Origin of the sequence: Bradyrhizobium sp. SPXBL-02 (genome assembly GCF_051853065.1) — a bacterium.
Lineage (GTDB): Bacteria > Pseudomonadota > Alphaproteobacteria > Rhizobiales > Xanthobacteraceae > Bradyrhizobium.
Window position 1 is genome coordinate 4,857,985 of record NZ_CP182474.1, and the last position, 24,007, is coordinate 4,881,991.

Genomic DNA, 24,007 nt, shown 5'->3' on the forward strand with positions numbered 1-24,007 from the left:
CTAAAGGCCCGGAAATGCAGTATTTTCCCGGCGATTCCAGCCATGAGCAGCCATCGGCGACAAGTCTCCGGACCGAATTACCACGGATTTAACGGAGCGGGCGCGCCCGCCGTTTAACCGTTTGTGCAGCGACGGCCGGGCATAGTCCGGGCAAATCCCTTGCTCTTGCCAGGTTCATTCATCGTGACATCCTTTGGACGCGTGATTTCGGTTCGCGGATCGCTCGCCCGGGTCGGGCTTCTGGCGGAAAGCCGGATGCCGATCTCGGAGGTGCGGGCCACCGTCGGACGCTTCGTCAGCATCCGTTGCAGCAGTTCGGTCATCGTTGCGATGATCACGGAGGTCTCCTGCGAGAACCTGTCAGGCTCGGACAATTACATCGCGATCGCCTCGGTCGACCTGCTCGGCGAGATCCTCAATGCCGCGGACAAGGCCAAATTCCAGCGCGGCGTCACCAATTATCCGACCATCGGCGATGCCGTCGACCTGATCACCAGCCAGGAGCTGCGCACGATCTACGCGCCGACCGGCTCGGACCAGATCAATGTCGGCTTCCTCCAGCAGGACCGCTCGGTCATCGCCTATGTCGACGTCGAGGAAATGCTGTCCAAGCATTTTGCCGTGCTCGGATCGACCGGCGTCGGTAAATCGACCGGCGTCTCGCTGCTGCTCAACGAGATCCTGAAGGCGCGGCCGAACCTGCGCATCTTCCTGCTCGACGTGCACAACGAATATGGCCGCTGCTTCGGCGACCGCGCGCTGGTGCTCAACCCGCGGAACCTGAAGCTGCCGTTCTGGCTGTTCAATTTCGAGGAAATCGTCGACGTGCTGTTCGGCGGCCGCGCCGGCGTGCCCGAGGAGCTCGACATCCTGGCCGAGGTGATTCCGCTCGCCAAGGGCGTCTACACCCAGTACCAGAACGCCGACCGCATCGGCCTCAAGCGCATCGATCCCAAGCAGATCGGCTACACCGTCGATACGCCGGTGCCCTATCGCCTGGTCGACCTGCTGTCGCTGATCGACGAGCGCATGGGCAAGCTCGAGAACCGCTCCTCGCGCATCATCTATCACAAGCTGATCTCGCGCATCGAGGCGGTACGCAACGACCCGCGCTACGCCTTCATGTTCGACAACGCCAATGTCGGCGGCGACACCATGGCCGAGGTGATCAGCCATCTGTTCCGCCTGCCCGCCAACGGCAAGCCGATGACCGTGATGCAGCTCGCCGGCTTCCCGGCCGAGGTGATCGATTCGGTCGTGTCCGTGCTCTGCCGCATGGCCTTCGACTTCGGCCTGTGGAGCGACGGCGTCTCGCCGCTGCTGTTCGTCTGCGAGGAGGCTCACCGCTATGCCTCCGCCGACCGCAACATCGGCTTCGGCCCGACCCGCAAGGCGGTGTCGCGCATCGCCAAGGAAGGCCGCAAATACGGCGTCTATCTCGGCCTCATCACCCAGCGCCCCGCCGAGCTCGACGCCACCATCATCTCCCAGTGCAACACGCTGTTCACGATGCGCCTCGCCAACGACCGCGACCAGGCGCTGCTGCGCGCCGCGGTGTCGGATGCCGCCGCGAATCTGCTCTCCTTCGTTCCGTCGCTCGGCACCCGCGAGGTGCTGGCGTTCGGCGAAGGCGTGGCGCTGCCGACCCGCCTGCGCTTCAAGGAAGTGCCGCCGCACCAATTGCCGCGCGGCGAGGCCACCATCTCCAGCGTGCCGTCGGTCACCTCCGGTCACGACATGCATTTCGTCAGCGCCGTGCTCGAACGCTGGCGCGGCGCCACATCGCAGCGCGACGTACCGAACGACCCCGTGTTCTCGGCGCCGCCGGCGAAGACCATGTCCAGCGTCGAAGCGCCGATGCTGCAGCCGTCGATGGGCCTCGACCCGGACCGCTTCTCGCTGCTGAAGAAGCCGCTGCGGTAAGGCAAAGCTCTCTCCACCCCGTCACTGCGAGCGCAGCGAAGCAAGCCAGAGTCTTTCCGCGGAGGGATTTCTGGACGGCTTCGCTGCGCTCGCAATGACGGCGGATGGAGCGTCGCTCATAACTCGCACGTTCGTCGCGGCCAGAACGGCTGGCACGTTGAGCCCGCCTTCCGCATCGACTATGGTTCCCGCCTAAAAGCCGGAACCATGCCCATGACAAAGACAGCCGCGCAACGCTTTCCCGCCCCCGCCCTCGACACGCTGCCCGACGACATCCGCACGCGCCTCCTCGCCGTGCAGGAGAAGAGCGGCTTCGTGCCGAACGTGTTCCTGACGCTGGCCTACCGCCCCGACGAGTTCCGCGCCTTCTTCGCCTATCACGATGCGCTGATGGAGAAGGACGGCGGCCTCACCAAGGCCGAGCGCGAGATGATCGTGGTGGCGACGTCGGCGGCGAACCAGTGCCAATATTGCGTGATCGCCCATGGCGCGATCCTGCGCATCCGCGCCAAGAACCCGCTGATCGCCGACCAGGTCGCGATCAACTACCGCAAGGCCGACATCACGCCGCGGCAGAAGGCGATGCTCGATTTTGCCATGAAGGTCTCGGCTGACGCGCAGCGGATTTCGGAGGACGATTTCGCCGCGCTCGCGCCGCACGGCTTCAGCGACGACGACATCTGGGACATCGCCGCGATCTCCGCCTTCTTCGCGCTGTCGAACCGGCTGGCGAATTTCACGGGCATGCGGCCGAACGAGGAGTTCTATGTGATGGGCCGCCTGCCGAAGACATGATCGAGGCGCCATGACCGAGCTCGATTGGCCCGAAACCCTGCTGCGCCTCGGCACAGCGACGCTCGCCGGCGGCGCGATCGGCCTCAACCGCGACCTGCACGGCAAGCCGATCGGGCTGAAGACGCTCGGCATCGTCGGTCTCTCCACCGCGAGCGTGGTTCTGCTCGCGCTGCAGCTCGCCGAACCTGCCAGGGTCGTCGACGCCGCCAGCCGTGTCATCCAGGGCATCCTCACGGGCATCGGCTTTCTCGGTGCTGGCGTCATCGTGCACCAAAGCACGGGGTTTCGCGTTCGGGGCCTCACCAGCGCCGCCTGCACTTTCCTTGCCGCCTGCCTCGGCATCGTCTGCGGCGCCGGACAGTGGAGGATCGTCATCGTCGCCCTTGCGCTGGCCTTCGTCCTGCTGACGATCGGCCGCCGCCTCGAGCGCCGGCTGCATCGCATGCTTGGCGGCAAGGACGAGGCGCATGAGGTCGAAGGCGCCCCGGAAGAGCAGCACCGATAACCGTCGGTTCGGCGGATTCGCTGTCAGCGCCGGCGGCCTGCGCGGTGCCAGTAGAACGCCGCAAGCCCAACCGGCAGCGAAAGAGCCAACCACGACAGGCCGTCCCAGATCCCATCTCCGACGAGCGCCAGACCCAGCCCCACGGCGCAGACCAAGCCGACCAGGAGCGGCGCCCGGAACACGTCCCACACGCTTCTGTGGTGCCGGGCCAGATTCTGAGCGTCCGCCTTGGACACGGAACGACGCATGGGATCAGACACCGACTGCCGCGGTCCGCTCTGGGCGCAGCGGCTTGCGGACCGACGGCTTTCGCCTTGCCGCCCAGAGATAGATTCCGCTGACGAGAACGATGATCGTCATGATGTCGAGAACCGCCCAAACGATCTTCAACGGAAGCCCGCCGTAATCGCCGAAATGCAGCGGACGCGAGACCTGAAGCGTCTTCAGATACCACGGCACCTCGGGCGCCACGATCGTCTTGCCGTCATTGGCATCGACCAGCATCGGCTGAAGCATGCGCGCCGTGAAGGGCGTCGCTCCCTTGGTCCAGACCACGAGGTGCTGCGGGCTGCCGAAACGCGCCGCGGTCGGCATCGTCACCGAGGTGACGAGGCGATCCGGAAATCTGGTGCGGACAAGCTCGACGGCGGCTTGAACCGAAGGGATCGGAGCCACGGGCTTGCCCAGATGAGGCGCCAGCAAGACGGGGATGAGCTGCGCCCGCCACAGGTCGAACAACGGCGTCGCCAGCGTGTTGATCATGCCGGTGAGACCGACCACCAACGTCCACGTCAACGTGACGATGCCGAGGAGATTATGGGTGTCGAGCCATTTGAGCCGGGGCGACGACCGCCGACGGATCGTCCCGAAATCCAGCCGCCGCATGAACGGCCAATAGACAACGATGCCGGAGATGATCGACACGGCGAACACGAGTCCCATCGCCCCGAGAAACAGCTCGCCGGGGAGCCCTGCGAACATGTCCTTGTGTATCCGCAGCACGATATCCATGACGTCCTGATGCGGGGCTTCTTCGCCGAGCATTTCGGCCGTTCGCGCATCGAACGTCAGGCGATGGAAGTTGCCCGGCGCCGGGACAGCGGTCGGAGAAACGGCCACAGTCACGAGTGGCTCGGTCTGCTTGAGATTGAGCAGCAGGACATACTGACCGGGAAAACGCGCTTGCGCCGCCGCGATCATCCGGTCGAGCGACAGACGCGGCGTTCCTTCCGGCATCGCGGGCGCCGAGATCTCGTCCTCGAGCAGATCGTCGATCTCGTCGTGAAAGACCAACGGAAGTCCCGTCACGCACAGCATCAGCAGGAACAGCATGCACACGAGCGAGGTCCAGGTGTGAATGCGGGACCAGAGCCGGATCGTGCGGGCCTGAACCATGGCGATCCTTACCAGCGATAGCTGACCGTGCCCGTGATGGTGCGCGGGCTGGTGTATTGGCAACCGCCATTCGTGGTGCACGCAACGGTGACGCGATCGGCGATGTTCTTTACGTTCAGCGCGAGGTTGACACCCTTGGGCTGGCGATAATGCAGGCCCGCATCGAACACGACGTAGCCCTCGTTGACGATGGTGTTGGTGGTGTCGGCGAAGGTCGGCCCGTTGTAGCGGACGCCGCCGCCCAACCCCCAGCCGTCCCATGTCCCGCCCTGGACCGTGTAGTCGAGATAGGCCGATGCCATCTGGCGGGCCACCAGCGTCGGCACCTTGCCGAGATCGGCGGCGGTGGTGGTTTGCGTCACCTTCACATCCTGGTTGGTGTAGGTGGCCACGAGGTTCAGTCCGGGCATGATCTGCGCCAGCGTCTCGAACTCGATGCCGCGCGAATTCACCTCGCCGAGCTGGACCGAGAAGCCGAGATGCGATGGATCGCTCGTGAGCGAGTTTTGCCGCGTCAAATCATAGAGCGCCAACGTCATCAGCAGGGTCCGCGACGGCTGGTACTTCACGCCGAGCTCGTGCTGCTGCGCCGTCGTCGGCTTGAACGGATTCCCCGCAAAATCCGTGCCCGGCGTCGGCAGGAACGATTCCGAATAGCTGTAATACGGCGCCACTCCGGAATCGAACACGTACGAGACCGCTCCGCGCTTGGTGAAGGCCGTGTCCTTGGTGTCGGTCGTCTTGTTGGTCGCCAAGGCGTAGGTGTTCTGTTCGGAGACATCGTAGCGGCCGCCCAATGTAAAGATCCAGTTCTGGATCTTCATCTGGTCCTGCACATAGACGCCGACCTGATCGATTGTCTGGTTCGCCGAGGGGGTGACGAGCGCAGTCGGAGCCGCGATGGCTTGGTCGTAGACCGGATTGATCTTGCTGAGCGGCGGCGCATTTCCGGAATAGGTCCGGTCCGTCATGTTGAACGTCAGATAGTCGACGCCGGAGACCACCGTGTGCTGAAGCGGCCCCGTGCCGAACTTGCTGATCAGGTGGTTGTCGGTCGACAGGGTATCGACTTGCTCCTGGATGCGCATCGCGCGACGCGGAAAGACCGTGGCCGTATCGAGCGGGGTTCCGATGAACGTCAGATAGCGATAATCGAGCTCGGTGTGGCCGTAGCGAGCCTTCGATTCGAAGATCAGATCGTTGTTGAAGCGGTGCTCGAACTGATAGCCGATGCGCTCCTGCTCCTGGTCGAACCTATTGTAGCTGGGGTCACCGAGGAACAGCGGCAGTGCGGTGATGCCGGTGACCTTACCGCCGCTCAGATGCGCCATCGACAGCGGAAAGGCGTTGCCGGTCACATCGTGCGTGTAGTCGGCGAGGATGGTCAGCGTGGTATCGTTGGTCGGCTTCCAGGTCACGGCGGGCGCGATATAGGTCCGGTTGTCCTTCACGAAATTCGAGAAATTGGCGATCTGCGCATCGGAATCCCGGAACACACCGGTCAACCGATAGAGCAGCGTCCCATCGTTGGTCGCGGGCCCGCCGAAATCGAAGGCCCCCTGAAACCGATCGTAATTGCCGAACTGACCGACGATCTCGCCGAAGGCCTTGTCGGGCGGGCGCTTGCTGATGACGTCGACAAGACCGCCCGGCGCCCCCTGCCCGTACATGACGGAGCTCGGACCCTTGATGACGTCGATGCGCTCGAAGCCGTAGGGCTCGTTGCGGAACAGCGACAAGAAGGCGGGATCGCCGACCTCGCGAAGCCCGTCGCGATAGGCGCCGTAGCCGTTGTTGTCGAAGCCGCGGATGTAAACGTTGTCGAAGCGCGGATCCTTGCCGCCGGGCTGGATGGCGAGACCTGCGACATACTGCAATCCTTCGACCAGTGTCGTGACCGAGCGCGCATCGAGCTGGTCGCGGCTGACGACGGAAACGGATTGCGGTGTCTCCAGGATCGGTACGTCGGACTTCATCGCAGCCGAGCTGACGACGGGTACAAACCCCCTCACCGGATCGGTACCGCGTTCCGCCGCAGCGGCAGCCGGCTGGGAAGCTGCTTGGACTGCCTGTCCTGCCGCACGCGATCGCGTCTGGCGGGCGCCCGCAGATCGCGAGTTGCGCGGTGTGGTGACCTGGCGCTTGCTCGGGCGGCTTTGCTCGACCACGACGGGAGGAAGAACCGATGCCCCGCTCGCGCTCTGAGCCTGCGCGTCTTGGCCGAAGGCGATGGCGGAAGGAAGCGCGACAAGACCGCACAACATCGACACGCGCCCGCGCTTCGTTGCGCGTGCGTCAAACACCAATTCCAGCATTCCCAGTCCCCGAACTTTCGGGAACGACCATGCAGAGACTCCGAGCGCACAATCAAAGTGTTTCGGACGTTCGCGTCGTAGAATCTATGTAGACTGGATCCGTTCTAATGAAATGACGTCGGCATCTCGCATGCGTCTTCCGCGACCTGCATGATTTCCGGACGTCGACTCGTCGCGCTCGGCGCATGGCCCGGCTGCCGCGTCACGATCTAGAATCGTAACCGCCGGCCCCAAAACGGCTTCAGCAGTTCGAGCGCCGTGAGCACCAATAGTCCAGCGCCGAGCGTGATCATCAAATCGTCAAGATGCAGCGGACCGAAGCGAAAGAGACCGGAGGCCGGCGGCCAGAACAGGGCTGCGGCGAGGACAAGCGCAATCGCGAGGAATATCCAGAGCAATACCGCGTTTGGACGGAAGAAGGCAGACAAGAAGGATGCGCTGAAGGATCGATTGACCAGCACCAGCGCGAGGACGCAGACGACGAGCGCAATGAATGCGAGGGTGCGAGCCTCATCGGGCGGAAGCCCGGAACGAAGCGCTGCGACGAAGATCACCGCGATCAAGGCGAAGGCCACCGCGCCCTGCAGGACGCTCCAGGCGATCAGGGGCCACGAGAACAGCTCCGCATCGGCACGCCGCGGCGGACGCTTCATGACGTCGCGCTCCTCGCGCTCGGCTTCGAACACCAGCGAGCAGACGGGATCGATGATCAGCTCCAGAAAGGCGATGTGAACCGGGCCGAGCACCAGCGGCAGCCCAAACACCAGGGGAAGCAGCGCAAGACCCGCGATCGGCACGTGAACCGCGAAGATGAAGGCCATGGCCTTGCGCAGATTGTCGTAGATCCGGCGTCCGAGGCGGATGGATGCGACGATGGAGCTGAAATCGTCGTCGAGCAGGACGATCGAGGATGCCTCGCGGGCGACGTCGGTGCCGCGGCCCCCCATCGCGATCCCGATATGGGCGGCCTTCAGCGACGGCGCGTCGTTGACGCCGTCGCCCGTCATCGCAACGATCTCGCCGCCGCGCTTCAGCGCCTGCACGATCCGCAGCTTCTGCTCCGGCAGAACCCGCGCGAAGACGTTCACCTTCCTGACGAGTGCCTCGAGCTCGGTGTCGTCAGCGAGCATGATCTGCTCCCCGGTCACGACCTCATTGACGTCGAGCCCGGCTTGCCCGGCAATCGCCAGAGCGGTCGCCGGATAGTCGCCCGTGATCATGACGACGCGGATGCCGGCCGAACGGCATTCGCGAACCGCCTCCGGAACGTGAGGCCGCAACGGATCCGCGAGTCCGACCAGGCCAACGAGGCGAAATACGAAAGCCTCCTGGGATGCCGGCAGGGAAGTGTCATCACACGCGGCAACCGCCATCCCCAGCACGCGAAGCCCGTCCTTCGCCATGGCCCCGACGGCAGCTTGCACGGCCTCCCGATCGGCCTCGTTCAGCCTGCACAGCCGCGCAATCGCTTCCGGCGCGCCCTTGGCGCATGCGATGAGATCCGCCGCTGCGGATGTCCGCCAAACCTGGGTCATGGCGAGCAGCTCGGGGCGCAGACCATAGGTACGCACCAGCGTCCGCTCGCCATCCATCGCGTCTCCGTCCCGCAGGACGTTACGCGCGAACGCGTGCAGCGCCTTCTCCATCGGATCGAACGGCTCCGGAGAGCTTGCCAGCGCCCCGCAGCGCGCCAGCTCGGCGAATTCGGGCCCGACCTGATCCGGTCCGGACGCCTCCGCACGCAGGCGCGCGCCGTCGCGCAGCCGCAGCTCGGCGACCGACATCTGGTTCTGCGTCAGCGTCCCAGTCTTGTCGGTGCACAGGACTGTCGCCGAGCCGAGGACCTCGATGGCGGCGGCTCGCCGCGTCAGGACACGAGCCTGCGAAATCCGCCACGCGCCCATGGCCATGAACACCGTGAGCACGACGCCAAATTCTTCCGGAAGCATCGACATGCCGATGGCGACGCCTGCGAGCAGCGCCTGCAGCCAGTCGCCGCGCGAGACGCCGTAGAGCACAATCGCGGCCAGGCTGATGATGGCGCCGCCGAGAAAGCAGAGCCGCACCAGCCTTGCGGTCTGTTGCTGAAGCCGCGGCGGCTCGGCCTGCAGGCCGCGAAGCGACAGCCCGATCTTCCCGATCTCGCTGCGCGGCCCAGTGGCCTCGACCAGCGCCAGCCCCTCGCCGCGCACGACGAGCGAACCGGAATACACGAATGGCTGATCCTCGCCGCCGGGCCGGTGACCGGCCTCGGTGACCTTGTCGGCCGTCTTCTTGCGGACGGGCATCGACTCGCCGGTCAGCAGGGACTCGTCGATCTGCAGGTCCCGCGCCTCGACGAGCGCGGCGTCGGCGGGGACGCGATCGCCTTCACCGAGGACGAGAAGGTCGCCCTGCACGACCTCGCGGCCGGCAATGCGCCGGCGCACCCCGTCGCGCACCACCAGCGCCCGCGGGCTGGTCAGGTCACGCAAGGCTTCCAGCACGCGCTCGGTCCGGGTCTCCTGCACCACCGTGATCACGATGGACATCGCCCCGAAAGCCAGCAGGATCAGCGCCTCCTTGAGATCGCCGAGCACGAGATAGATCAGCCCGCCGCAAAGCAGCAGCAGGAGCATCGGCTCGCGCAGCACTTCCACCACGATGCGCAGGGGACTGCGTCGTTCCGGCCGAGGCAATTCGTTGGGGCCGTCTGCCGCGAGCTTCGCCCGGGCCTCGGTTTCGCTCAGGCCGGCCGAACTGCGGCGTTCCGTCTCGCTCACGGTTTCCGCCGCAGGCTCCAGAAGCTGCCGGCACCGACGATTGCGGTCGCGAGCAGGACGGCGACGAAGGTCTGGATGATGGTGAAATTCAGCGCATCACGCGCGACGAACAGCGCCGTGATCGCGCCGGCGAGGACAAAGAGGATGCGAAAGATGACGCTCATGGCCGTGCCTCCAAAATCTGCATGACTTGGAGCCCGGGCCCGGCATCGGGGCACAACGCTATCTCTGCAACCATGCAGGCAGACCTTAGCCGGTCAGGGCGAGGCACCTTTGCGACAGGTCAAGCCTGGCCCGGCCATCATCTGCCGGCAGGTGCGACGTGATGTCCACCTGGCAGCGCGCAGCCGCGCTCACGGCTGCGCGGCGCTATGCCGCTAGCGCTTCGCCATCAACTCGAGCGCCGGAGCAAAGCGCTCCGCGAACGTCAACGTCTTGGCGTGGTGGACTGCGGCAAAGGATGCAGAGATTCCCGCCGAAGCGACCGCGAGCACGGCAACTATGAAAGCCAGACGGCGCATGTTCGCCTCCTGTGTGAGCTCGACTACCCCATAGAAATGGGACGGCTCTGTTTCAGGACGGTGTCGTGGGCGCGGAAATTGATTTCGCTCAAGCGGCTGTGATGAGATCCGGCTTATCTGGGGGCATTCCGTAACCAACTAACAAGGGTCGACGTGTTGCGGAGCGCCGGCCGTGTTGGGAATTTCGTATCCGCGACCGCAATTCCAGGCACTGCGGCGACAAGCAACATTCGCTGGAATGGGAGTCATCGAGGACTACGCAAATGAAGATCGTGATCAAGAAGCTCAATGGCCTGTGGCACCTCATCGTCGGATCGTCCCAGATCCGAACGCCGTTCCTGGACACCCAGGACCGCGCGCTGGTGGTCACTTACGCCCGCCGCGCCTACCCCGGCGCCAGGATCTTCCAGCGCGACTAACGAGATACCGTTAATCGTCGTCCAGCGGGCCGCACCAGCCGGGCAGATAGATCGCATTCTTGCTTCTGGCGGCGGCCATCGCCTTCTCGAGCGCCTTGTCGAAATCGGCCTCCACCGCCTTGCGCGAGACCTGCCGGCGCAGGAAATCGGCCCACAGGAATTCGGAGAATGGCGTCGTGTCCTTGGCGAAGCCGCCCATCCGGCGCAATTCGCCGGCAAGGCTGCGGAATGGATCGTCCTTCAAGTCGGCGACCGATTTCGGCAGGTCGCGGAACGACCGCCGCTCACCCTTGGCATCGTAAGGATAGACCCAGCGCTTGTTGTCCATGACGCCCCAGAAGGCCTCGCGCTCCACCATCCTGAGGTCGCCCACGATGGTCACCAGCACCTCCTTGACGCCTTCATCGTGCAGCGCGCGGCCGAGGTGATGATGGTCGATCACGTAGTAACGTGCATCGGGGCCGTAAACGACGGGGATCATGTGCTTGCCGAGCAGATCCGCCTGCTTCTTCTTGTCATGCTCGCGCCAGCGCTTCCGCTTCTCCTTGACCTCGCGCATGCCGACCGTCATCTGCGTCGGCCGGAGCGACAGGATCGGAACCGGATGCACTCTCGGCTCGCGCGCATTGGTCGTGGTCATGATCGAAGCCCCTCGGATGGATGCAACTAGCGGTTCGGGTTCCCGCGACTATGCCATGGGCCCCAGGGCGGCAAAATCCGTTCGAAGCACGCGCAGATCACAAGTCGATACCGATCGGACGAAGGACGGTGTCGCTGTGCCCGCATTGCAGCGCAACGCCACGGGCGCGGCGGCCGGTTTCCAGATCGCTGCACACCGGCCCGTGCACAAATGGTACGAACGCACGAATACACGCGGGCATTGAGAAGTTTTTCTGCAACGCGTGCCTCACCTATGCTATCTAAATTGCTGCTTCGGAGTGATCCCCGCCCCATGAACAACCAGCGGCCCATAAGCTCTGATGAGGAGCACCGGGTGCTCCAGTTCAGGCCGCGCACCCCGCCTTCCCCAAGGGTCCAGCGCGGCGATGCCAGCGTGCAGCCGCTGCGCGCCACGCCCGAACGGCTGGACCTGTCGCGCTACGAGCAGCCGCGCGCCGAGCCCGATAATTTCCGCCAGCGCATGCTTGCCAATATCGCGGCGCTCGCCTTCACCATCGCGCTGACCGCGATCGGGATCTGGCTCGCGGTCAGCATCGCCGACCTGCGCCGGACTCAGGATTGCGTGCTGATGGGCCGCCGCGACTGCGTCAAGATCACGACACCGCACATTTAGGACCGGCCCGGCGCGGACCTCGCGGCGGAAGGGTCCCAGCCGGCATCCCCAGCCCCGTCCGTTGCTGTCCCCCGGGGCCTGCCCGGCTCCATTGAACTCAGGGCGGCGCTCCGATATACGGGCTTTCGACCCGGCCAGAGGGGGATTTGAGGGCGTCATCAGGGGCGCGATGCCCAGCCACCGTGCCACTCTGGACAATCTGACAAATACCTGCAATATATCAAAGGCTTAGTGATGTCCTCCACATTCGATCAGGTCGCCACGATCATCGCTGAAACCTGCGACATCCCGCGCGACACGATCACGCCGGATAGTCATGCCATCGATGACCTCGGCATCGACAGCCTCGATTTCCTCGATATCGCTTTTGCGATCGACAAGCAGTTCGGCATCAAGCTGCCGCTGGAGAAGTGGACTCAGGAGGTCAACGACGGCAAGGCGACCACCGAGCAATATTTCGTGCTGAAGAACCTGTGCGCCCGCATCGACGAACTGGTTGCGGCCAAGGGCGCGAGCGCCTAAGGGCGCAGTCATGCAACTCGAATACTTCCACATGATCGATCGCATCGTCGACCTCAAGGTCGACGAGAAGACGATCGTCGTCGAAGCGCAGGTCCCGCAGGAAAGCACCATTTTCGAGGGGCACTTCCCCGGTTATCCCTTGATGCCCGGCGTGCTCCTGATCGAATCGATGGCGCAGGCCTCGGGCTGGCTTCAACTCGGCGTTTTCAGGTTCGAACGCATGCCGATCCTGGCCGCCGTGAAGGAGGCCAAGGTCCGCGGCTCGGTCTTCCCGGGCGACCTTATGAGCATCGAGGCGAGCCTCACCCATGAAGGCTCCGGCTATGCCATGACCGAGGCCAAGATCCGGGTCGGCGGCAAGCTGCGCGCCAATTCCGCGCTCACCTTCACGTTGATCCCCTTCCCCAATGCGGATATGCGCGGATACATGGCGAAGGTCGCCGAGCGCGTCGGGTTTCCGCAACAGGTCCTATCGCAATGACTAACACCGCTTCGAGGCCCGGCCAGACCGAGGTCTGGATCACCGGCATTGGGCTCGCCACCTCGCTCGGCGAGGGCCTCGACGCCAACTGGGCCGCGCTTTCTGAGAAGCGCATCAATGTCGACGAGAAGGTCTTTGCGCCCTACATCGTGCATCCCTTGATGCCCGTATCCTTCGACAGCCAGATTCCGAAGAAGGGCGACCAGCGCCAGATGGAAGCCTGGCAGCGCATCGGCACCTACGCCGCCGGTCTTGCGCTGGATTCCGCCGGCATCAAAGGCAACAAGGACATCCTGTCGAAGATCGACATGGTCGTCGCCGCCGGCGGCGGCGAGCGCGACATCAACGTGGACAGCGGCATTCTCACCGCCGAGGCCAAGGGCGCCAACGCGCCGGGCTTCCTCAACGAGCGGCTGATGAGCGATCTCAGGCCGACGCTGTTCCTGGCCCAGCTCTCCAACCTGCTCGCCGGCAACATCGCCATCGTGCACGGCTTAGGAGGCACCTCGCGCACCTTCATGGGCGAAGAGGTCGCCGGCGCGGATGCCGCCCGCATCGCGCTCGCGCGCATCGCCTCGGGCGAAAGCGACATCGCGCTGGTCGGCGGCTCGCACAATGGCGAACGCAAGGACTTGCTCGTCCTCTACGAATTCGGCGACTTCAACCTGAAGGACAAGTTCGCGCCCGTGTGGGCGCGCAAGGACCATCCCGGCTTCGCGCTGGGCTCGGCCGGCGCCTTCCTGGTGCTGGAATCGAAGGCCCATGCGGAAGCGCGCGGCGCCAAGCCGTTCGCAAAGCTGTCGAGCGTCGTCGCAGACCTCGCCAAACGCAAACAGCCCGGCGACATGACCGCGACACTCGAGAAGCTGTGGGCCAAGCTGCCCAGGCGCGAGGGCAAGGGCGCGATCATCACCGGGGCGACCGGCGCGGAGCCCGCGACCTCGGACGAGCGCGACTTCCTGAAGAGCCATGCCGACTTTCCGGTGCGCTCGACCGGCACGGTGTTCGGCCATGCCATGGAAACGCAATTTCCGCTCGGCATCGCCCTCGCCGCACTGTCGATCTCGCGCGGCGCGCTGTTCCCACCGAATGATTCCACGGGGACCGAGATTGAAATGCAAGGCGCGCCCACCCAGATCGTGGTGGTGGGAGCCGGACACTGGCGCGGCGAAGGCATGGCGCTGGTCGAGGCGGTTTAACCAGCTCAAGCGGGGATCGACATGACTGCACCACGCGACAAACTCGGGCGTCCCGTCGTCGTCGTCACCGGCATGGGCATCATGACCTCGCTCGGTGCCGGCAAATCCGACAATTGGGCGAAGCTCGTCGCCGGCGAATCCGGCATCCGCACCATCACGCGTTTTCCGGTCGACGGCCTCAAGACCACGATGGCCGGCACCGTCGATTTCGTCAGCGCCGATCCGTTCTCCTCCACCGCCCTGTCCGAGCGGATGGCCGAGCTGGTGACGCAGGAAGCGCTGGAGCAGGCCGGCATCGGCGCCAAGGCCGATTTCCCGGGTCCGCTTTTCCTCGCGGTTGCACCGGTCGAGGTCGAATGGCCGCAGCGTCGCGAGCTCGGTCGCGCCGTCGGCCAGCAAGACATCAGCTACGACGATCTGCTCCGCATCTCCGGCGGCGGCAAGTTCAGCGCCTATCATCATCGCTTCATGTTCGGCTCGGTTGCCGCCTCTCTCGCCGAGACCTTCGGCACCAAGGGCTCGCCGATCTCGCTGTCGACGGCCTGCGCGTCCGGAGCCACCTCGATCCAGCTCGGCGTCGAGGCGATCCGCCGCGGCGAGACCGATGCGGCGCTGTGCGTCGCGACCGACGGCACCGTCAACCCGGAAGCGCTGGTGCGCTTCTCGCTGCTGTCGGCGCTGTCGACCCAGAACGACCCGCCGCAGGCGGCCTCCCGTCCCTTCTCCAAGAACCGCGACGGTTTTGTCATGGCCGAAGGCGCCGGCGCGCTCGTGCTTGAAAGCTATGAAGCCGCCACCGCGCGCGGCGCAAAGATTCTCGGCGTGATTGCCGGCTGCGGCGAGCTCACGGATTCCTTCCATCGCACCCGCTCCTCGCCCGACGGCAAGCCGATCATCGGCTGCATGAACAAGACGCTGGCCGACGCCGGCATGGCGCCGGACCAGATCGACCACATCAACGCGCACGGCACCGCGACGCCCGAGAACGACAAGATGGAGTTCAACACGACGTCGGCGGTGTTCGGCGAGCTCGCGCAGAAGATTCCGGTCACCTCCAACAAGTCGATGGTCGGCCACACCATCTCGGCCGCCGGCGCGGTCGAGGCGATCTTCTCGCTGCTCACGCTCGAGCATCAGCGCATTCCGCCGACGATCAACTACGACAATCCGGATCCCACGATCCTGTTCAACGTCGTCGGCAACAAGGCGCGCGATGCCCGCGTCACTGCGGTGATGTCGAACTCGTTCGGCTTCGGCGGCCAGAACGCTTCGCTGATCCTGACCCGCGAACCGGCCTGACCGGACGCATGAGGCTGCTTCCTGCGAGCACGAAGGCCCGCGCGCGGGAGGCTGCCAAATCGCTCGGCGGCAGCCTGATCGGCGCCGCGACCGTCGCGATGCTGCGCACCACGCGCTATTTCGATCCGGCCAAGACCTCGGACTTTTTCGCGCGTGCCGTGAAGCTGATCGGACCGCGCCTGCGCGAGCACCGCATCGGCCGCGCCAACCTCGCCGCCGCCTTCCCCGAGAAGTCACCGGAGGAGATCGAACGGATCCTGATGGGCGTCTGGGACAATCTCGGCCGCGTCGGCGCCGAGTTCGCCCATATCGACCAGGTCTGGAATTACGAGCGCGATGCCCCGGAGAAGAGTCGAATCGAGATTTCCCCGCGCAGCATCGAGCTGTTCGACCAGATCCGCGACGACGGCAAGCCGGCGCTGATCTTCGCCGCGCATCTTGCGAACTGGGAATTGCCGGCGCTCGCCGCGGTCGCGCATGGACTGGACACCGCAATCCTCTATCGCCGCCCGAACATCGCCTCGGCCGATCGCATCATCCAGGAGATGCGCCAGGTCAACATGGGCACGCTGATTCCGGCCGGCCGCGAGGCGCCGCTGCGGCTCGCGCAGGCGCTGAAGGACGGCAAGCACGTCGCCATGCTGATCGACCAGTATCTCACCGCTGGCGTCGAGGTCACGTTCTTCGGCCGCAAGACCCGCGCCAATCCGATGCTGGCGCGCCTCTTGCGCCAGGTCGAATGCCCGATCCACGGCGTGCGCATCATCCGCCTGCCCGACGGCCGCTTCCGCGGCGAGCTCACCGAAGAGATCCAGCCGGTGCGCGATGCCGACGGCAGGATCGACATCCAGGGCACGACGCAGGCGATCACCAGCGTGGTGGAAAGCTGGGTGCGCGAGCATCCCGAGCAGTGGCTGTGGCTGCATAGAAGGTGGCGGTAGACGCTGGCGCTATTTGCTCAGCGGCCGCATTCGGACTCGGCCAGGCTCGATCACAGAAAAATGGCCCGCCCAATCGTCACGGGCCAAGATCAGGTCGGCGAGCACCTTGCCAATCCGCCCGGGTGCCGACGGTGGGATGCGCAACAATACGATACCGCATGCGGTCGGGAGCGACGACGCTTTAGCCAACTCCCCAAAGTCCTTATCAAAGGTGATTTGGATCCGTTGTTCGTGCGACGCCTGCGCCAATACTTCGCGATCGCTGCTACCAGGCGCCGAAGCTCTGATCCAGATGACGTCGTGACCTGATGCACGAAGTGCATCGACGGCGGAGCCAGGAAAATTCTCGTCCGCGAGAAAACGATCTCAAGCTGCGGTCGGGTGAACCCGTTCGCCGCTAAGGGAATCGCGTGCGTAAGCCAGACACGCGAGAATGTCCTCGCGCGAAAGGCCTGGATAGTTGGCCAAAATGTCGGCTTCGCTCCAACCGTCTGCCATCAATCCGATGATGAACTCGACCGCAATGCGGGTCCCACTAATCACGGGCTTGCCAGCAAGGACATCAGGTGCGAGCGAGATGCGAGAATGATCGGTCATTGCTCAAGGCCTAGTTCGTTCAATCTGAAGCAGATAGTACACCAATTCCCGCCGCACAGCGAATTTGGAACCCATCTGCCCTACCGCCCCGTCTTCACCTTCGTCCAAAGACGGTTGATGATCCGCTGGGTCGCCGGCTCGCGCGCCGTGATGACGAACAGTTTTGCGAGCGTCGCCTCGTCCGGATAGATGTTCTTGTCGTTCAGGATCTTCGGGTCGACCAGCTTCTGGCTGGCGAGGTTGCCGTTGGCGTAGGACAAAAAGTCCGAGTTCTTGGCGGCGACGTCGGGGCGGTAGAGATAGTTGATCAGCTCGTAGGCCTCTTTGACGTTCTTCGCATCCGCAGGGATCGCGAGATTGTCGAAGAACATCTGCGCGCCCTCCTTCGGAATGGTGTAGCCGATCTCGACGCCGCTCTTGGCCTCCGCCGCGCGGGCACGGGCCTGCATGATGTCGCCGGACCAGCCGACCACGAAACAGATCTCGCCGGTGGCGAGCGCGCTCAAATATTCGGACGAGTGAAACTTCCGCACCGACGGTCGGACTTTTGCCACGGCGTCGGCAGCTTTCTCGAGGTCGGCCTGCTTGGTCGAGTTCGGATCGAGCCCGAGCCAGCTCAGCGCCGCCGGGAAGATGTCGTCGGCGGAGTCCAGCATGTGCACGCCGCAGTCTTTGAATTTTGCCAGGTTCTCCGGCTTGAAGACGATGTCCCAGCTGTCGATCTTCGCGTCCGCCCCGAGGATCTGCTTCACCTTGGCGACGTTGTAGCCGATGCCCGTCGTGCCCCACATGTAGTTGGCGGCGTAGACGTTGCCGGGATCGTAGGTGGCGAGGCGCTGCGTCACCACCGGCCAAGCATGGCTAAGGTTCGGCAGCTTCGACTTGTCGAACTTCTGGAAGATGTTGGCCTTGATCTGGCGCTGCAGGAAATAGGCGGTGGGCACCACGACGTCATAGCCGGACTTGCCGGCCATCAGGCGCGTCTCCAGCGTCTCGTTGGCGTCGAAGGTGTCGTAGACCACCTTGATGCCGGTCTCCTTGGTGAAGGCCTCCAGGACGTCAGGCGCCATGTAGTTGGACCAGTTGTAGAAGTTGACGACCCGCTCCTCGGCCCCCGCGGGAGCGGAGAGCAACGTCAGTGCCGCGGCGATCGCGAAACCAATCCCGGAGCGGCCGACGTTCGTCATCTCGATCTACCTCTTGCGTCCACGCACCGCGTCCGACAGCCGCTCCAGCGCGGTGTCCAGCGTCTCGTCCTTCTTGGCAAAGCAGAAGCGTACCACCGAGGTCACCGGGTCCTGCTCGTAGAACGCCGAGACCGGAATGGCGGCCACCTTGTAGTCCTTCACGATGCGCCAGCAGAACTCGGTGTCGCTTTCGTTGAGCCCGAGCGGCGACAGGTCGACGGTGAGGAAGTAGGTACCTTGCGACTTCAGCACGGGGAAGCCGAGGCTCTCCAGGCCCTTGGTCAGGCGGTCCCTGCTCCGCGTCAAATCCTTGCGCATCGACAGGAAGTAGTCGTCGGACTTGCCGAGGCCGTAGGCCACCGCGGCCTGCAGGTTCGGCGCGGTGGTGAAGGTCAGGAACTGGTGCACCTTGGCGGCAACGCGCAAGAGCTGTGGCGCGGCGCAGACGAAGCCGATCTTCCAGCCCGTCAGCGAGAAAATCTTGCCGGCCGAGCCGACCTTGATGGTGCGCTCGCGCATGCCGGGGATGGTGATCAGCGGGATGTGCTTGTGCTCGTCGAAGGTGACGTGCTCCCAGACCTCGTCGCAGATCGCGATGACGTCGAACTCCTGGCAGTAGCGTGCCAGCAGCTCGAGGTCCTCGCGCGGATAGACCACCGCCGAAGGATTCAAGGGATTGTTGAACAGCACCGCCTTGGTCTTTGAATTGAACACGCTTTTCAGCATGTCCTCATTCAGCCGCCAGTGCGGCGGCTCCAGCCGAACCAGGCGCGGAATGCCGCCGGCCTGGCGGATGATCGGCAGATAGGAATCATAGACCGGCTGGAAGCAGACCACCTCGTCGCCGGGCCTGACCACCGCGAGGATCGCCGAGGTCAGCGCCTCGGTGCCGCCTGATGTGACCATCACCTCGCTCATCGGGTCGAGCTTGAGGCCGTGCCAGTGGCCGTAATGGGTCGCGATCGCCTGGCGCAGCTCCGGCAGGCCCATCATCGACGGGTACTGGTTGTAGCCGTTCAGCGAGGCCTCGGCCGCGGCGCGGCGGATATCCTCGGGGCCGGGATCGTCAGGAAATCCCTGGCCGAGATTGATGGCATTGTTGTCGCGCGCGGCCTGCGACATCGCCTCGAAGATGGTGACGGGAAGGTCGGCGAAGACCTTGTTCAGCGAAGAGCTCTTGGTCGTCATTGCGCGGTTAGCCACCGACCTTGCTGGGAAGCCCCGCCGCCTTCCAGCCCAGCATGCCGCCGGCCAGATGCTTGTCGTAAGGCAGGCCCGCCGCCTGTGCCGCCAGCGAGGCCGTCACCGAACGCTTGCCTGAGCGGCAGGCGAACACGACCTCCTTGCCTTGGGGATCGGGGATCGCCTTGGGATCGAAGGTCGAGAGCGGAACCACGACGCCGTAAGGATAGGCCTCGGCCTCGACCTCGTTCGGCTCACGGACGTCGACCAGGAGATAGCGCCCTTCCGCGACACCCTTGGCGACCTCGTCCGGGGTCAGATCCTGCACTTGATTTGCCACATCATCCTCCAACGTCGCGGGCCGCATGCCGGGGCGATCCCGGCCGGCGGCAACCTCGCCTCTCGGGAGACGAAAATCAAGCGCCACAAAGGCTTGGGCCGCGCGGCGCAAGTTAAAGCTAAATCGCAGCGACTTGAAGTCCGGCTTTCGGGGCTCACACTCGATGTCATCCCCCGCGAAGGCGGGGGATCCAGTACGCCGCGGCGGATGCGGCGAGAGCGAACTCTTCAACGCCGGCCTCTGGAATACTGGATCGCCCGGTCAAGCCGGGCGACGACAGTGTTGAGCTAGATCGTCACCTGTGTTCCGACTTCGACCACGCGGCCGGAAGGGATCTGGAAATAGTCGGTGGCGTCGTTGGCGGAGCGGCTGAGCGAGATGAACAGCCGGTCCTGCCAGCGCGGCATGCCGGAATGGGCGGCCGGCTTGAGCGCCCTGCGCGACAGGAAGAACGAGGTCGACATGATGTCGAACTGCCAGCCGAGCTTGCGGGCGATCGCCAGCGCCTTCGGCACGTTCGGGGATTCCATGAAGCCGAACTTCAGCGTCACCTTGGAGAAGGTCGGTGAGATCTGCTCCAGCTTCACCCGCTCCGCCGGATCGATCCGCGGGGTCTGCGCGGTCTCGATGGTGAGAATGACGTTCTTCTCGTGCAGCACCTTGTAGTGTTTCAGACTATGCATCAGCGCGGTCGGCGCGCTGAGCGGATCCGAGGTCAGGAACACCGCGGTGCCAGGCACGCGCTGCGGCGGCCGCTTCTCCAGCATCGCCACGAGATCGGCGAGCGGGAACTCGAGCTTGCGCGATTTCTCGAACAAAAGCCGGCTGCCGCGCCGCCATGTGTACATCAGGATGATCATGACCGCACCGAGGGCCAGCGGCACCCAGCCGCCCTCGAACACCTTCAACAGGTTCGCGGTCAGGAAGGTCAGGTCGAGAAACAGGAACGGCGCAATCAGCGCGCCGGCGGCGAGCCCAGACCAGCGCCAGCCCTTCCAGACCACGACGAAGCCCATCATGGCCGTGACCACCATGGTCCCGGTGACGGAGATGCCGTAGGCGGACGCCAGCGCACTGGACGAGCGGAACAGCAGCACCAGCAGCACCACCGCGACCAGCAGCAGCTGGTTGATGCGCGGAATGAAGATCTGGCCGGAATGGGCTTCCGACGTATGGCGATTTCGAATCGCGGCAGCAGCCCGAGCTGGATCGCCTGGCGCGTCAGCGAATAGGCCCCGGTGATGACGGCCTGGCTCGCGATGACGGTCGCCATGGTCGCCAGCACGACCATGCAGCCGCGGAAGAAGCCTTGCGGGAACAGCTGGAAGAACGGGCTCACGATCGCGCCGGGATCCCCGAGCACCAGCGCACCCTGCCCCAGATAATTCAGCGCCAGCGAGGGCAGCACGATGAACAGCCAGGCGGTCTGGATCGGCCGCTTGCCGAAATGGCCGAGATCGGCATAGAGCGCCTCGGCGCCGGTCACGGCCAGGAACACCGCGCCCAGCGTCACGAAGCCGATGATGCCATGGTGCAGCATGAAGTTCACGGCGTAGAGCGGGTTCAGCGCGTACAGCACCTGCGGCTGCTGGATGATCGGATGGATCGCTGCGGCCGCGAGGACTGCGAACCAGACGCACATGATCGGGCCGAAAAAGGCGGCAACGCGCGCCGTGCCGCGGGACTGCACGGCGAATAGGCAGACCAGAATCACCACCGTCAGCGGAACGATGTAGGGCTCGAACCTCAGCGTGACGTCCTTCATGCCCTCGATCGCCGACAGCACCGAGAGCGCCGGCGTGATCACGGCATCGCCGTAGAACAAAGCTCCGGAAATGACGCCGAGCAGCACGATGGTCGCCCCACCGGTGCCAACCGCCCGCTGGGCCAGCGCCATCAGCGCCAGCGTGCCGCCCTCGCCATTATTGTCGGCGCGCAGCAGGATCACGACGTATTTGAGCGTCACCACCACGATGAGGGCCCACAGGATCAGGGACACCACGCCGAGCACGGCTGCCGGCGTCGGCAACCCCTCCGCGCCCGAGGCGGCCATCACGGCCTCGCGGAACGCGTAGAGCGGGCTGGTGCCGATATCGCCGTAGACAACGCCGATACTGCCGAGCGTCAGCGCGCCGAAACGGGCGGTGGTGTGGGCATCGCCATGCCCATTAGCCGCCACCGTTTCCGGGGCGGGAACTGCTATGTCGCTTGTCATGGGAGAGCCCAGTGGCCTCTAGAATGCTTCACTGCACAATGGCGGAAGAGCGCGCGGCTTATAGTCCTGCGCCACCGGCATAGCCTAGCCCGATTCTGGGCCATGGCCATGCAGATATGCATGGCTGCACCCGTTGCATTCTAGATGGTGACCTGAGTTCCGACTTCCACCACCCGGCCGGTGGGGATCTGGAAGTAGTCGGTGGCATCGTTGGCCGACCGACTCAGCGCGATGAACAGATGATCCTGCCAGAGCGGCATGCCCGACTGCGCCGAGGCCTTCAGCGATCGTCGCGACACGAAGAACGACGTCGACATGATGTCGAACTGCCAGCCCTGCTTGCGCGCGATCGCGAGCGCCTTGGGCACGTTCGGCTGCTCCATGAAGCCGAAGCGCAGGCGGACCTTGGAGAACTTGTCGCTGATCTTCTCCATCCTGAACCGCTCCGACAGATCGACCCGGGGCGTCTGCGCGGTCTCGATGGTCAGGATCACGTTGTGTTCGTGCAGCACCTTGTTGTGCTTGAGATTGTGCAGGAGCGCGGTCGGCACGAACGAGGGATCGCTGGTCAGGAACACCGCGGTGCCCTTGACGATGTGTGGCGGCCGCTTCTCCAGGCTGCGGATCAGATCGTCCAGCGGCACCTCGATCCGCCGCGTCTTCTGGACCAGGATTCCGGAGCCCTTGCGCCAGGTCCAGATCGTCCCCGCCATGACGATGCCGAACAGCAGCGGCACCCAGGCGCCTTCGAGCAGCTTGAGCAGATTGGCGCTGAAGAAGCTCAAATCGACGACGACGAAGGGGATGATCACCGCCGCAGCCGCCGCCGCACGCCAGTTCCACAGCTTCCAGATCACGACGAAGCCCATGATGCCGTCGGCCACCATGGTGGTTGAAACCGCAATGCCGTAGGCCGAGGCCAGATTGCTGGGGGTGTGGAACAGCAGCACCAGCAGCATCACGCCGATCAGCAGCAGCCGGTTCACGCGCGGCAGATAGATCTGGCCGGCATGGGATTCGGAGGTGTAGCGCACCTCGAAACGCGGCAGGAGGCCGAGCTGCACGGCCTGATAGACCAGCGAATAGGCGCCCGTGATTACCGCCTGGCTCGCGATCACGGTGGCGGCCGTCGCGAGCCCGACCAGCGGCAGCACCAGCTTGTCGGGCACCATGCGATAGAAGGAATGCTGGATCGCGCTGGGATCGGACAGCACCAGCGCACCCTGCCCGAAATAGTTGATCAGGAGCGCGGGCAGCACGAAGAACATCCAGGCCGACTGGATCGGCTTGCGGCCGAAATGGCCGAGATCGGCGTAGAGCGCCTCGCCCCCCGTCACCGCCAGGAACACGGCACCGAGGGTCACGAGGCCGATCGTGCCGTGCGACAGCACGAACTGCACCGCGTAATAGGGATTGATGGCCGCCAGCACCGAGGGGTCGTCGGCGATATGGACCGCCCCCATGACCGCGATGACGGTGAACCAGATCACCATCACCGGCCCGAAGGCCGAGGCGACCAGCGCGGTCCCCTTGCTCTGGACCGCAAACAGCAGCACCAGAATGAGGACGGTGACCGGCACGACATAGTGCTCGAGCGCGGGGGTTGCGAGCTTCAGACCTTCCACCGCCGAGAGCACCGAGATCGCCGGCGTGATCATGGAATCGCCGATGAACATCGAGGCGCCGATCACGCCGAGCGCAAGCAGAACCCAGCTTCGCCGCCCGAGCGCGCGCTGGCCGAGTGCCATCAGCGACAGCGTGCCGCCCTCCCCGTTATTGTCGGCGCGCAGCAGCAAGAGGACGTATTTGGCGGTGACGACGATCAGAAGCGCCCACAGAATCAACGATAGGACGCCCAGTACGATGACGCGCGAGACCGGCTCGCCATGGGCCGCGGCCTTGACCGCCTCGTGGAATGCGTAGAGCGGCGAAGTGCCGATATCGCCGAAGACGACGCCGATGCTCCCGAGCGTAAGGGACCAAAAGCCCGACTTGACCGGCCCTTCGTGGGTCTCAGTCGATGTGATGCTCGCCGTCATGAGGATGGAAAACGCTTCGTCCCTGATTTTGATCCGGCGCCTTTTGACGCTTCCGCCGCGCCTGTCAATCGCCCAT

22 protein-coding genes and 2 pseudogenes are annotated in these 24,007 nt (G+C 64.6%); 10 read left to right on the forward strand and 14 right to left on the reverse strand.

The window, feature by feature from the left end:
- Positions 1 to 113 precede the first annotated feature (113 nt).
- Entirely contained in the window at positions 114 to 338 is a 225-nt protein-coding gene (locus ACNJYD_RS22900; protein ID WP_246708868.1) for a hypothetical protein, read from the reverse strand.
- On the opposite strand from ACNJYD_RS22900, the gene ACNJYD_RS22905 reads away from it, so the two are divergent.
- From ACNJYD_RS22905 to ACNJYD_RS22915, 3 genes are all read left to right on the forward strand, one after another.
- Positions 331 to 1,923, forward strand: coding sequence for an ATP-binding protein (locus tag ACNJYD_RS22905; protein ID WP_246708867.1), 1,593 nt, complete (start codon positions 331 to 333; stop codon positions 1,921 to 1,923). The two genes, ACNJYD_RS22900 and ACNJYD_RS22905, sit on opposite strands and share 8 nt — an antisense overlap.
- Positions 1,924 to 2,136: 213 nt before the next feature.
- Entirely contained in the window at positions 2,137 to 2,718 is a 582-nt protein-coding gene (locus ACNJYD_RS22910) for a peroxidase-related enzyme (RefSeq protein ID WP_439363370.1), read from the forward strand.
- A gap of 10 nt (positions 2,719 to 2,728) precedes the next feature.
- Complete coding sequence (locus tag ACNJYD_RS22915; RefSeq protein WP_260383274.1) at positions 2,729 to 3,223, forward strand: MgtC/SapB family protein; 495 nt, start codon at positions 2,729 to 2,731, stop codon at positions 3,221 to 3,223.
- A gap of 252 nt (positions 3,224 to 3,475) precedes the next feature.
- Here the strand turns inward: ACNJYD_RS22915 and ACNJYD_RS22920 are convergent, their stop codons facing one another.
- The 5 genes from ACNJYD_RS22920 to ACNJYD_RS22940 form a co-directional block, all read right to left on the reverse strand.
- Positions 3,476 to 4,618, reverse strand: a complete 1,143-nt coding sequence (locus ACNJYD_RS22920; protein WP_439363371.1) for a PepSY-associated TM helix domain-containing protein — start codon at positions 4,616 to 4,618, stop codon at positions 3,476 to 3,478.
- A gap of 8 nt (positions 4,619 to 4,626) precedes the next feature.
- Positions 4,627 to 6,594 carry a TonB-dependent siderophore receptor gene (locus tag ACNJYD_RS22925; RefSeq protein ID WP_439363372.1) on the reverse strand — a complete coding sequence of 656 codons (1,968 nt, stop codon included), beginning with the start codon at positions 6,592 to 6,594 and terminating at the stop codon, positions 4,627 to 4,629.
- 548 nt (positions 6,595 to 7,142) lie between these two features.
- On the reverse strand, positions 7,143 to 9,695 hold the full coding sequence (locus tag ACNJYD_RS22930; protein ID WP_439363373.1) for an HAD-IC family P-type ATPase: 2,553 nt from the start codon (positions 9,693 to 9,695) through the stop codon (positions 7,143 to 7,145).
- Entirely contained in the window at positions 9,692 to 9,859 is a 168-nt protein-coding gene (locus ACNJYD_RS22935; RefSeq protein WP_167361653.1) for a hypothetical protein, read from the reverse strand. Before ACNJYD_RS22935 ends, ACNJYD_RS22930 begins: the two co-directional genes overlap by 4 nt.
- A gap of 213 nt (positions 9,860 to 10,072) precedes the next feature.
- A complete protein-coding gene (locus tag ACNJYD_RS22940; RefSeq protein ID WP_439363374.1) occupies positions 10,073 to 10,216 on the reverse strand; it encodes a hypothetical protein in 144 nt (47 codons plus the stop codon).
- Between the two features lie 263 nt (positions 10,217 to 10,479).
- Between ACNJYD_RS22940 and ACNJYD_RS22945 the strand changes: the two genes are divergently transcribed.
- A complete protein-coding gene (locus ACNJYD_RS22945) occupies positions 10,480 to 10,635 on the forward strand; it encodes a hypothetical protein (RefSeq protein WP_439363375.1) in 156 nt (51 codons plus the stop codon).
- A 10-nt stretch (positions 10,636 to 10,645) separates the two neighbouring features.
- Here the strand turns inward: ACNJYD_RS22945 and ACNJYD_RS22950 are convergent, their stop codons facing one another.
- Entirely contained in the window at positions 10,646 to 11,275 is a 630-nt protein-coding gene (locus ACNJYD_RS22950; protein WP_172788112.1) for a ParB-like protein, read from the reverse strand.
- A 312-nt stretch (positions 11,276 to 11,587) separates the two neighbouring features.
- Between ACNJYD_RS22950 and ACNJYD_RS22955 the strand changes: the two genes are divergently transcribed.
- From ACNJYD_RS22955 to ACNJYD_RS22980, 6 genes are all read left to right on the forward strand, one after another.
- Complete coding sequence (locus ACNJYD_RS22955) at positions 11,588 to 11,929, forward strand: hypothetical protein (RefSeq protein ID WP_172788111.1); 342 nt, start codon at positions 11,588 to 11,590, stop codon at positions 11,927 to 11,929.
- A gap of 234 nt (positions 11,930 to 12,163) precedes the next feature.
- Complete coding sequence (locus ACNJYD_RS22960; RefSeq protein ID WP_007592476.1) at positions 12,164 to 12,451, forward strand: acyl carrier protein; 288 nt, start codon at positions 12,164 to 12,166, stop codon at positions 12,449 to 12,451.
- A gap of 10 nt (positions 12,452 to 12,461) precedes the next feature.
- A complete protein-coding gene (locus ACNJYD_RS22965; protein WP_172788110.1) occupies positions 12,462 to 12,932 on the forward strand; it encodes a 3-hydroxyacyl-ACP dehydratase FabZ family protein in 471 nt (156 codons plus the stop codon).
- On the forward strand, positions 12,929 to 14,131 hold the full coding sequence (locus ACNJYD_RS22970) for a beta-ketoacyl-ACP synthase (RefSeq protein WP_172788109.1): 1,203 nt from the start codon (positions 12,929 to 12,931) through the stop codon (positions 14,129 to 14,131). The genes ACNJYD_RS22965 and ACNJYD_RS22970 overlap by 4 nt, the downstream gene beginning before the upstream one ends.
- Before the next feature lie 21 nt (positions 14,132 to 14,152).
- Positions 14,153 to 15,430 carry a beta-ketoacyl-ACP synthase gene (locus tag ACNJYD_RS22975; protein WP_439363376.1) on the forward strand — a complete coding sequence of 426 codons (1,278 nt, stop codon included), beginning with the start codon at positions 14,153 to 14,155 and terminating at the stop codon, positions 15,428 to 15,430.
- Positions 15,431 to 15,438: 8 nt separating this feature from the next.
- Positions 15,439 to 16,371 (forward strand): lipid A biosynthesis lauroyl acyltransferase, encoded by a 933-nt coding sequence (locus ACNJYD_RS22980; protein WP_212257370.1) that lies wholly within the window; start codon positions 15,439 to 15,441, stop codon positions 16,369 to 16,371.
- A 9-nt stretch (positions 16,372 to 16,380) separates the two neighbouring features.
- Here ACNJYD_RS22980 and ACNJYD_RS22985 read toward each other — a convergent pair.
- From ACNJYD_RS22985 to ACNJYD_RS23015, 7 genes and pseudogenes are all read right to left on the reverse strand, one after another.
- Positions 16,381 to 16,674 (reverse strand): annotated as a pseudogene (locus ACNJYD_RS22985) (DUF5615 family PIN-like protein); the annotation flags it as partial.
- A 63-nt stretch (positions 16,675 to 16,737) separates the two neighbouring features.
- On the reverse strand, positions 16,738 to 16,968 hold the full coding sequence (locus ACNJYD_RS22990) for a DUF433 domain-containing protein (protein WP_172788106.1): 231 nt from the start codon (positions 16,966 to 16,968) through the stop codon (positions 16,738 to 16,740).
- Between the two features lie 80 nt (positions 16,969 to 17,048).
- Positions 17,049 to 18,155 carry a polyamine ABC transporter substrate-binding protein gene (locus ACNJYD_RS22995; RefSeq protein WP_439363377.1) on the reverse strand — a complete coding sequence of 369 codons (1,107 nt, stop codon included), beginning with the start codon at positions 18,153 to 18,155 and terminating at the stop codon, positions 17,049 to 17,051.
- 6 nt (positions 18,156 to 18,161) lie between these two features.
- A complete protein-coding gene (locus ACNJYD_RS23000) occupies positions 18,162 to 19,343 on the reverse strand; it encodes an aminotransferase (protein ID WP_439363378.1) in 1,182 nt (393 codons plus the stop codon).
- Between the two features lie 7 nt (positions 19,344 to 19,350).
- Positions 19,351 to 19,677: a rhodanese-like domain-containing protein gene (locus ACNJYD_RS23005; RefSeq protein WP_197946948.1), complete on the reverse strand. Its 327-nt coding sequence runs from the start codon at positions 19,675 to 19,677 to the stop codon at positions 19,351 to 19,353.
- A 287-nt stretch (positions 19,678 to 19,964) separates the two neighbouring features.
- Positions 19,965 to 21,892 (reverse strand): annotated as a pseudogene (locus ACNJYD_RS23010) (potassium transporter Kup).
- A 140-nt stretch (positions 21,893 to 22,032) separates the two neighbouring features.
- On the reverse strand, positions 22,033 to 23,931 hold the full coding sequence (locus ACNJYD_RS23015; RefSeq protein ID WP_212257365.1) for a potassium transporter Kup: 1,899 nt from the start codon (positions 23,929 to 23,931) through the stop codon (positions 22,033 to 22,035).
- Positions 23,932 to 24,007: the final 76 nt, after the last annotated feature.

Excerpts from the sequence above, each read along its gene's own strand:
- ACNJYD_RS22905 (WP_246708867.1), top strand. The coding sequence starts at position 331 with ATGATCACGGAGGTCTCCTGCGAGAACCTGTCAGGCTCGGACAATTAC.
- ACNJYD_RS22910 (WP_439363370.1), top strand. The coding sequence starts at position 2,137 with ATGACAAAGACAGCCGCGCAACGCTTTCCCGCCCCCGCCCTCGACACG.
- ACNJYD_RS22915 (WP_260383274.1), top strand. The coding sequence starts at position 2,729 with ATGACCGAGCTCGATTGGCCCGAAACCCTGCTGCGCCTCGGCACAGCG.
- ACNJYD_RS22920 (WP_439363371.1), bottom strand. The coding sequence starts at position 4,618 with ATGGTTCAGGCCCGCACGATCCGGCTCTGGTCCCGCATTCACACCTGG.
- ACNJYD_RS22925 (WP_439363372.1), bottom strand. The coding sequence starts at position 6,594 with ATGAAGTCCGACGTACCGATCCTGGAGACACCGCAATCCGTTTCCGTC.
- ACNJYD_RS22935 (WP_167361653.1), bottom strand. The coding sequence starts at position 9,859 with ATGAGCGTCATCTTTCGCATCCTCTTTGTCCTCGCCGGCGCGATCACG.
- ACNJYD_RS22940 (WP_439363374.1), bottom strand. The coding sequence starts at position 10,216 with ATGCGCCGTCTGGCTTTCATAGTTGCCGTGCTCGCGGTCGCTTCGGCG.
- ACNJYD_RS22945 (WP_439363375.1), top strand. The coding sequence starts at position 10,480 with ATGAAGATCGTGATCAAGAAGCTCAATGGCCTGTGGCACCTCATCGTC.
- ACNJYD_RS22950 (WP_172788112.1), bottom strand. The coding sequence starts at position 11,275 with ATGACCACGACCAATGCGCGCGAGCCGAGAGTGCATCCGGTTCCGATC.
- ACNJYD_RS22955 (WP_172788111.1), top strand. The coding sequence starts at position 11,588 with ATGAACAACCAGCGGCCCATAAGCTCTGATGAGGAGCACCGGGTGCTC.
- ACNJYD_RS22960 (WP_007592476.1), top strand. The coding sequence starts at position 12,164 with ATGTCCTCCACATTCGATCAGGTCGCCACGATCATCGCTGAAACCTGC.
- ACNJYD_RS22965 (WP_172788110.1), top strand. The coding sequence starts at position 12,462 with ATGCAACTCGAATACTTCCACATGATCGATCGCATCGTCGACCTCAAG.
- ACNJYD_RS22970 (WP_172788109.1), top strand. The coding sequence starts at position 12,929 with ATGACTAACACCGCTTCGAGGCCCGGCCAGACCGAGGTCTGGATCACC.
- ACNJYD_RS22975 (WP_439363376.1), top strand. The coding sequence starts at position 14,153 with ATGACTGCACCACGCGACAAACTCGGGCGTCCCGTCGTCGTCGTCACC.
- ACNJYD_RS22980 (WP_212257370.1), top strand. The coding sequence starts at position 15,439 with ATGAGGCTGCTTCCTGCGAGCACGAAGGCCCGCGCGCGGGAGGCTGCC.
- ACNJYD_RS22990 (WP_172788106.1), bottom strand. The coding sequence starts at position 16,968 with ATGACCGATCATTCTCGCATCTCGCTCGCACCTGATGTCCTTGCTGGC.
- ACNJYD_RS22995 (WP_439363377.1), bottom strand. The coding sequence starts at position 18,155 with ATGACGAACGTCGGCCGCTCCGGGATTGGTTTCGCGATCGCCGCGGCA.
- ACNJYD_RS23000 (WP_439363378.1), bottom strand. The coding sequence starts at position 19,343 with ATGACGACCAAGAGCTCTTCGCTGAACAAGGTCTTCGCCGACCTTCCC.
- ACNJYD_RS23015 (WP_212257365.1), bottom strand. The coding sequence starts at position 23,931 with ATGACGGCGAGCATCACATCGACTGAGACCCACGAAGGGCCGGTCAAG.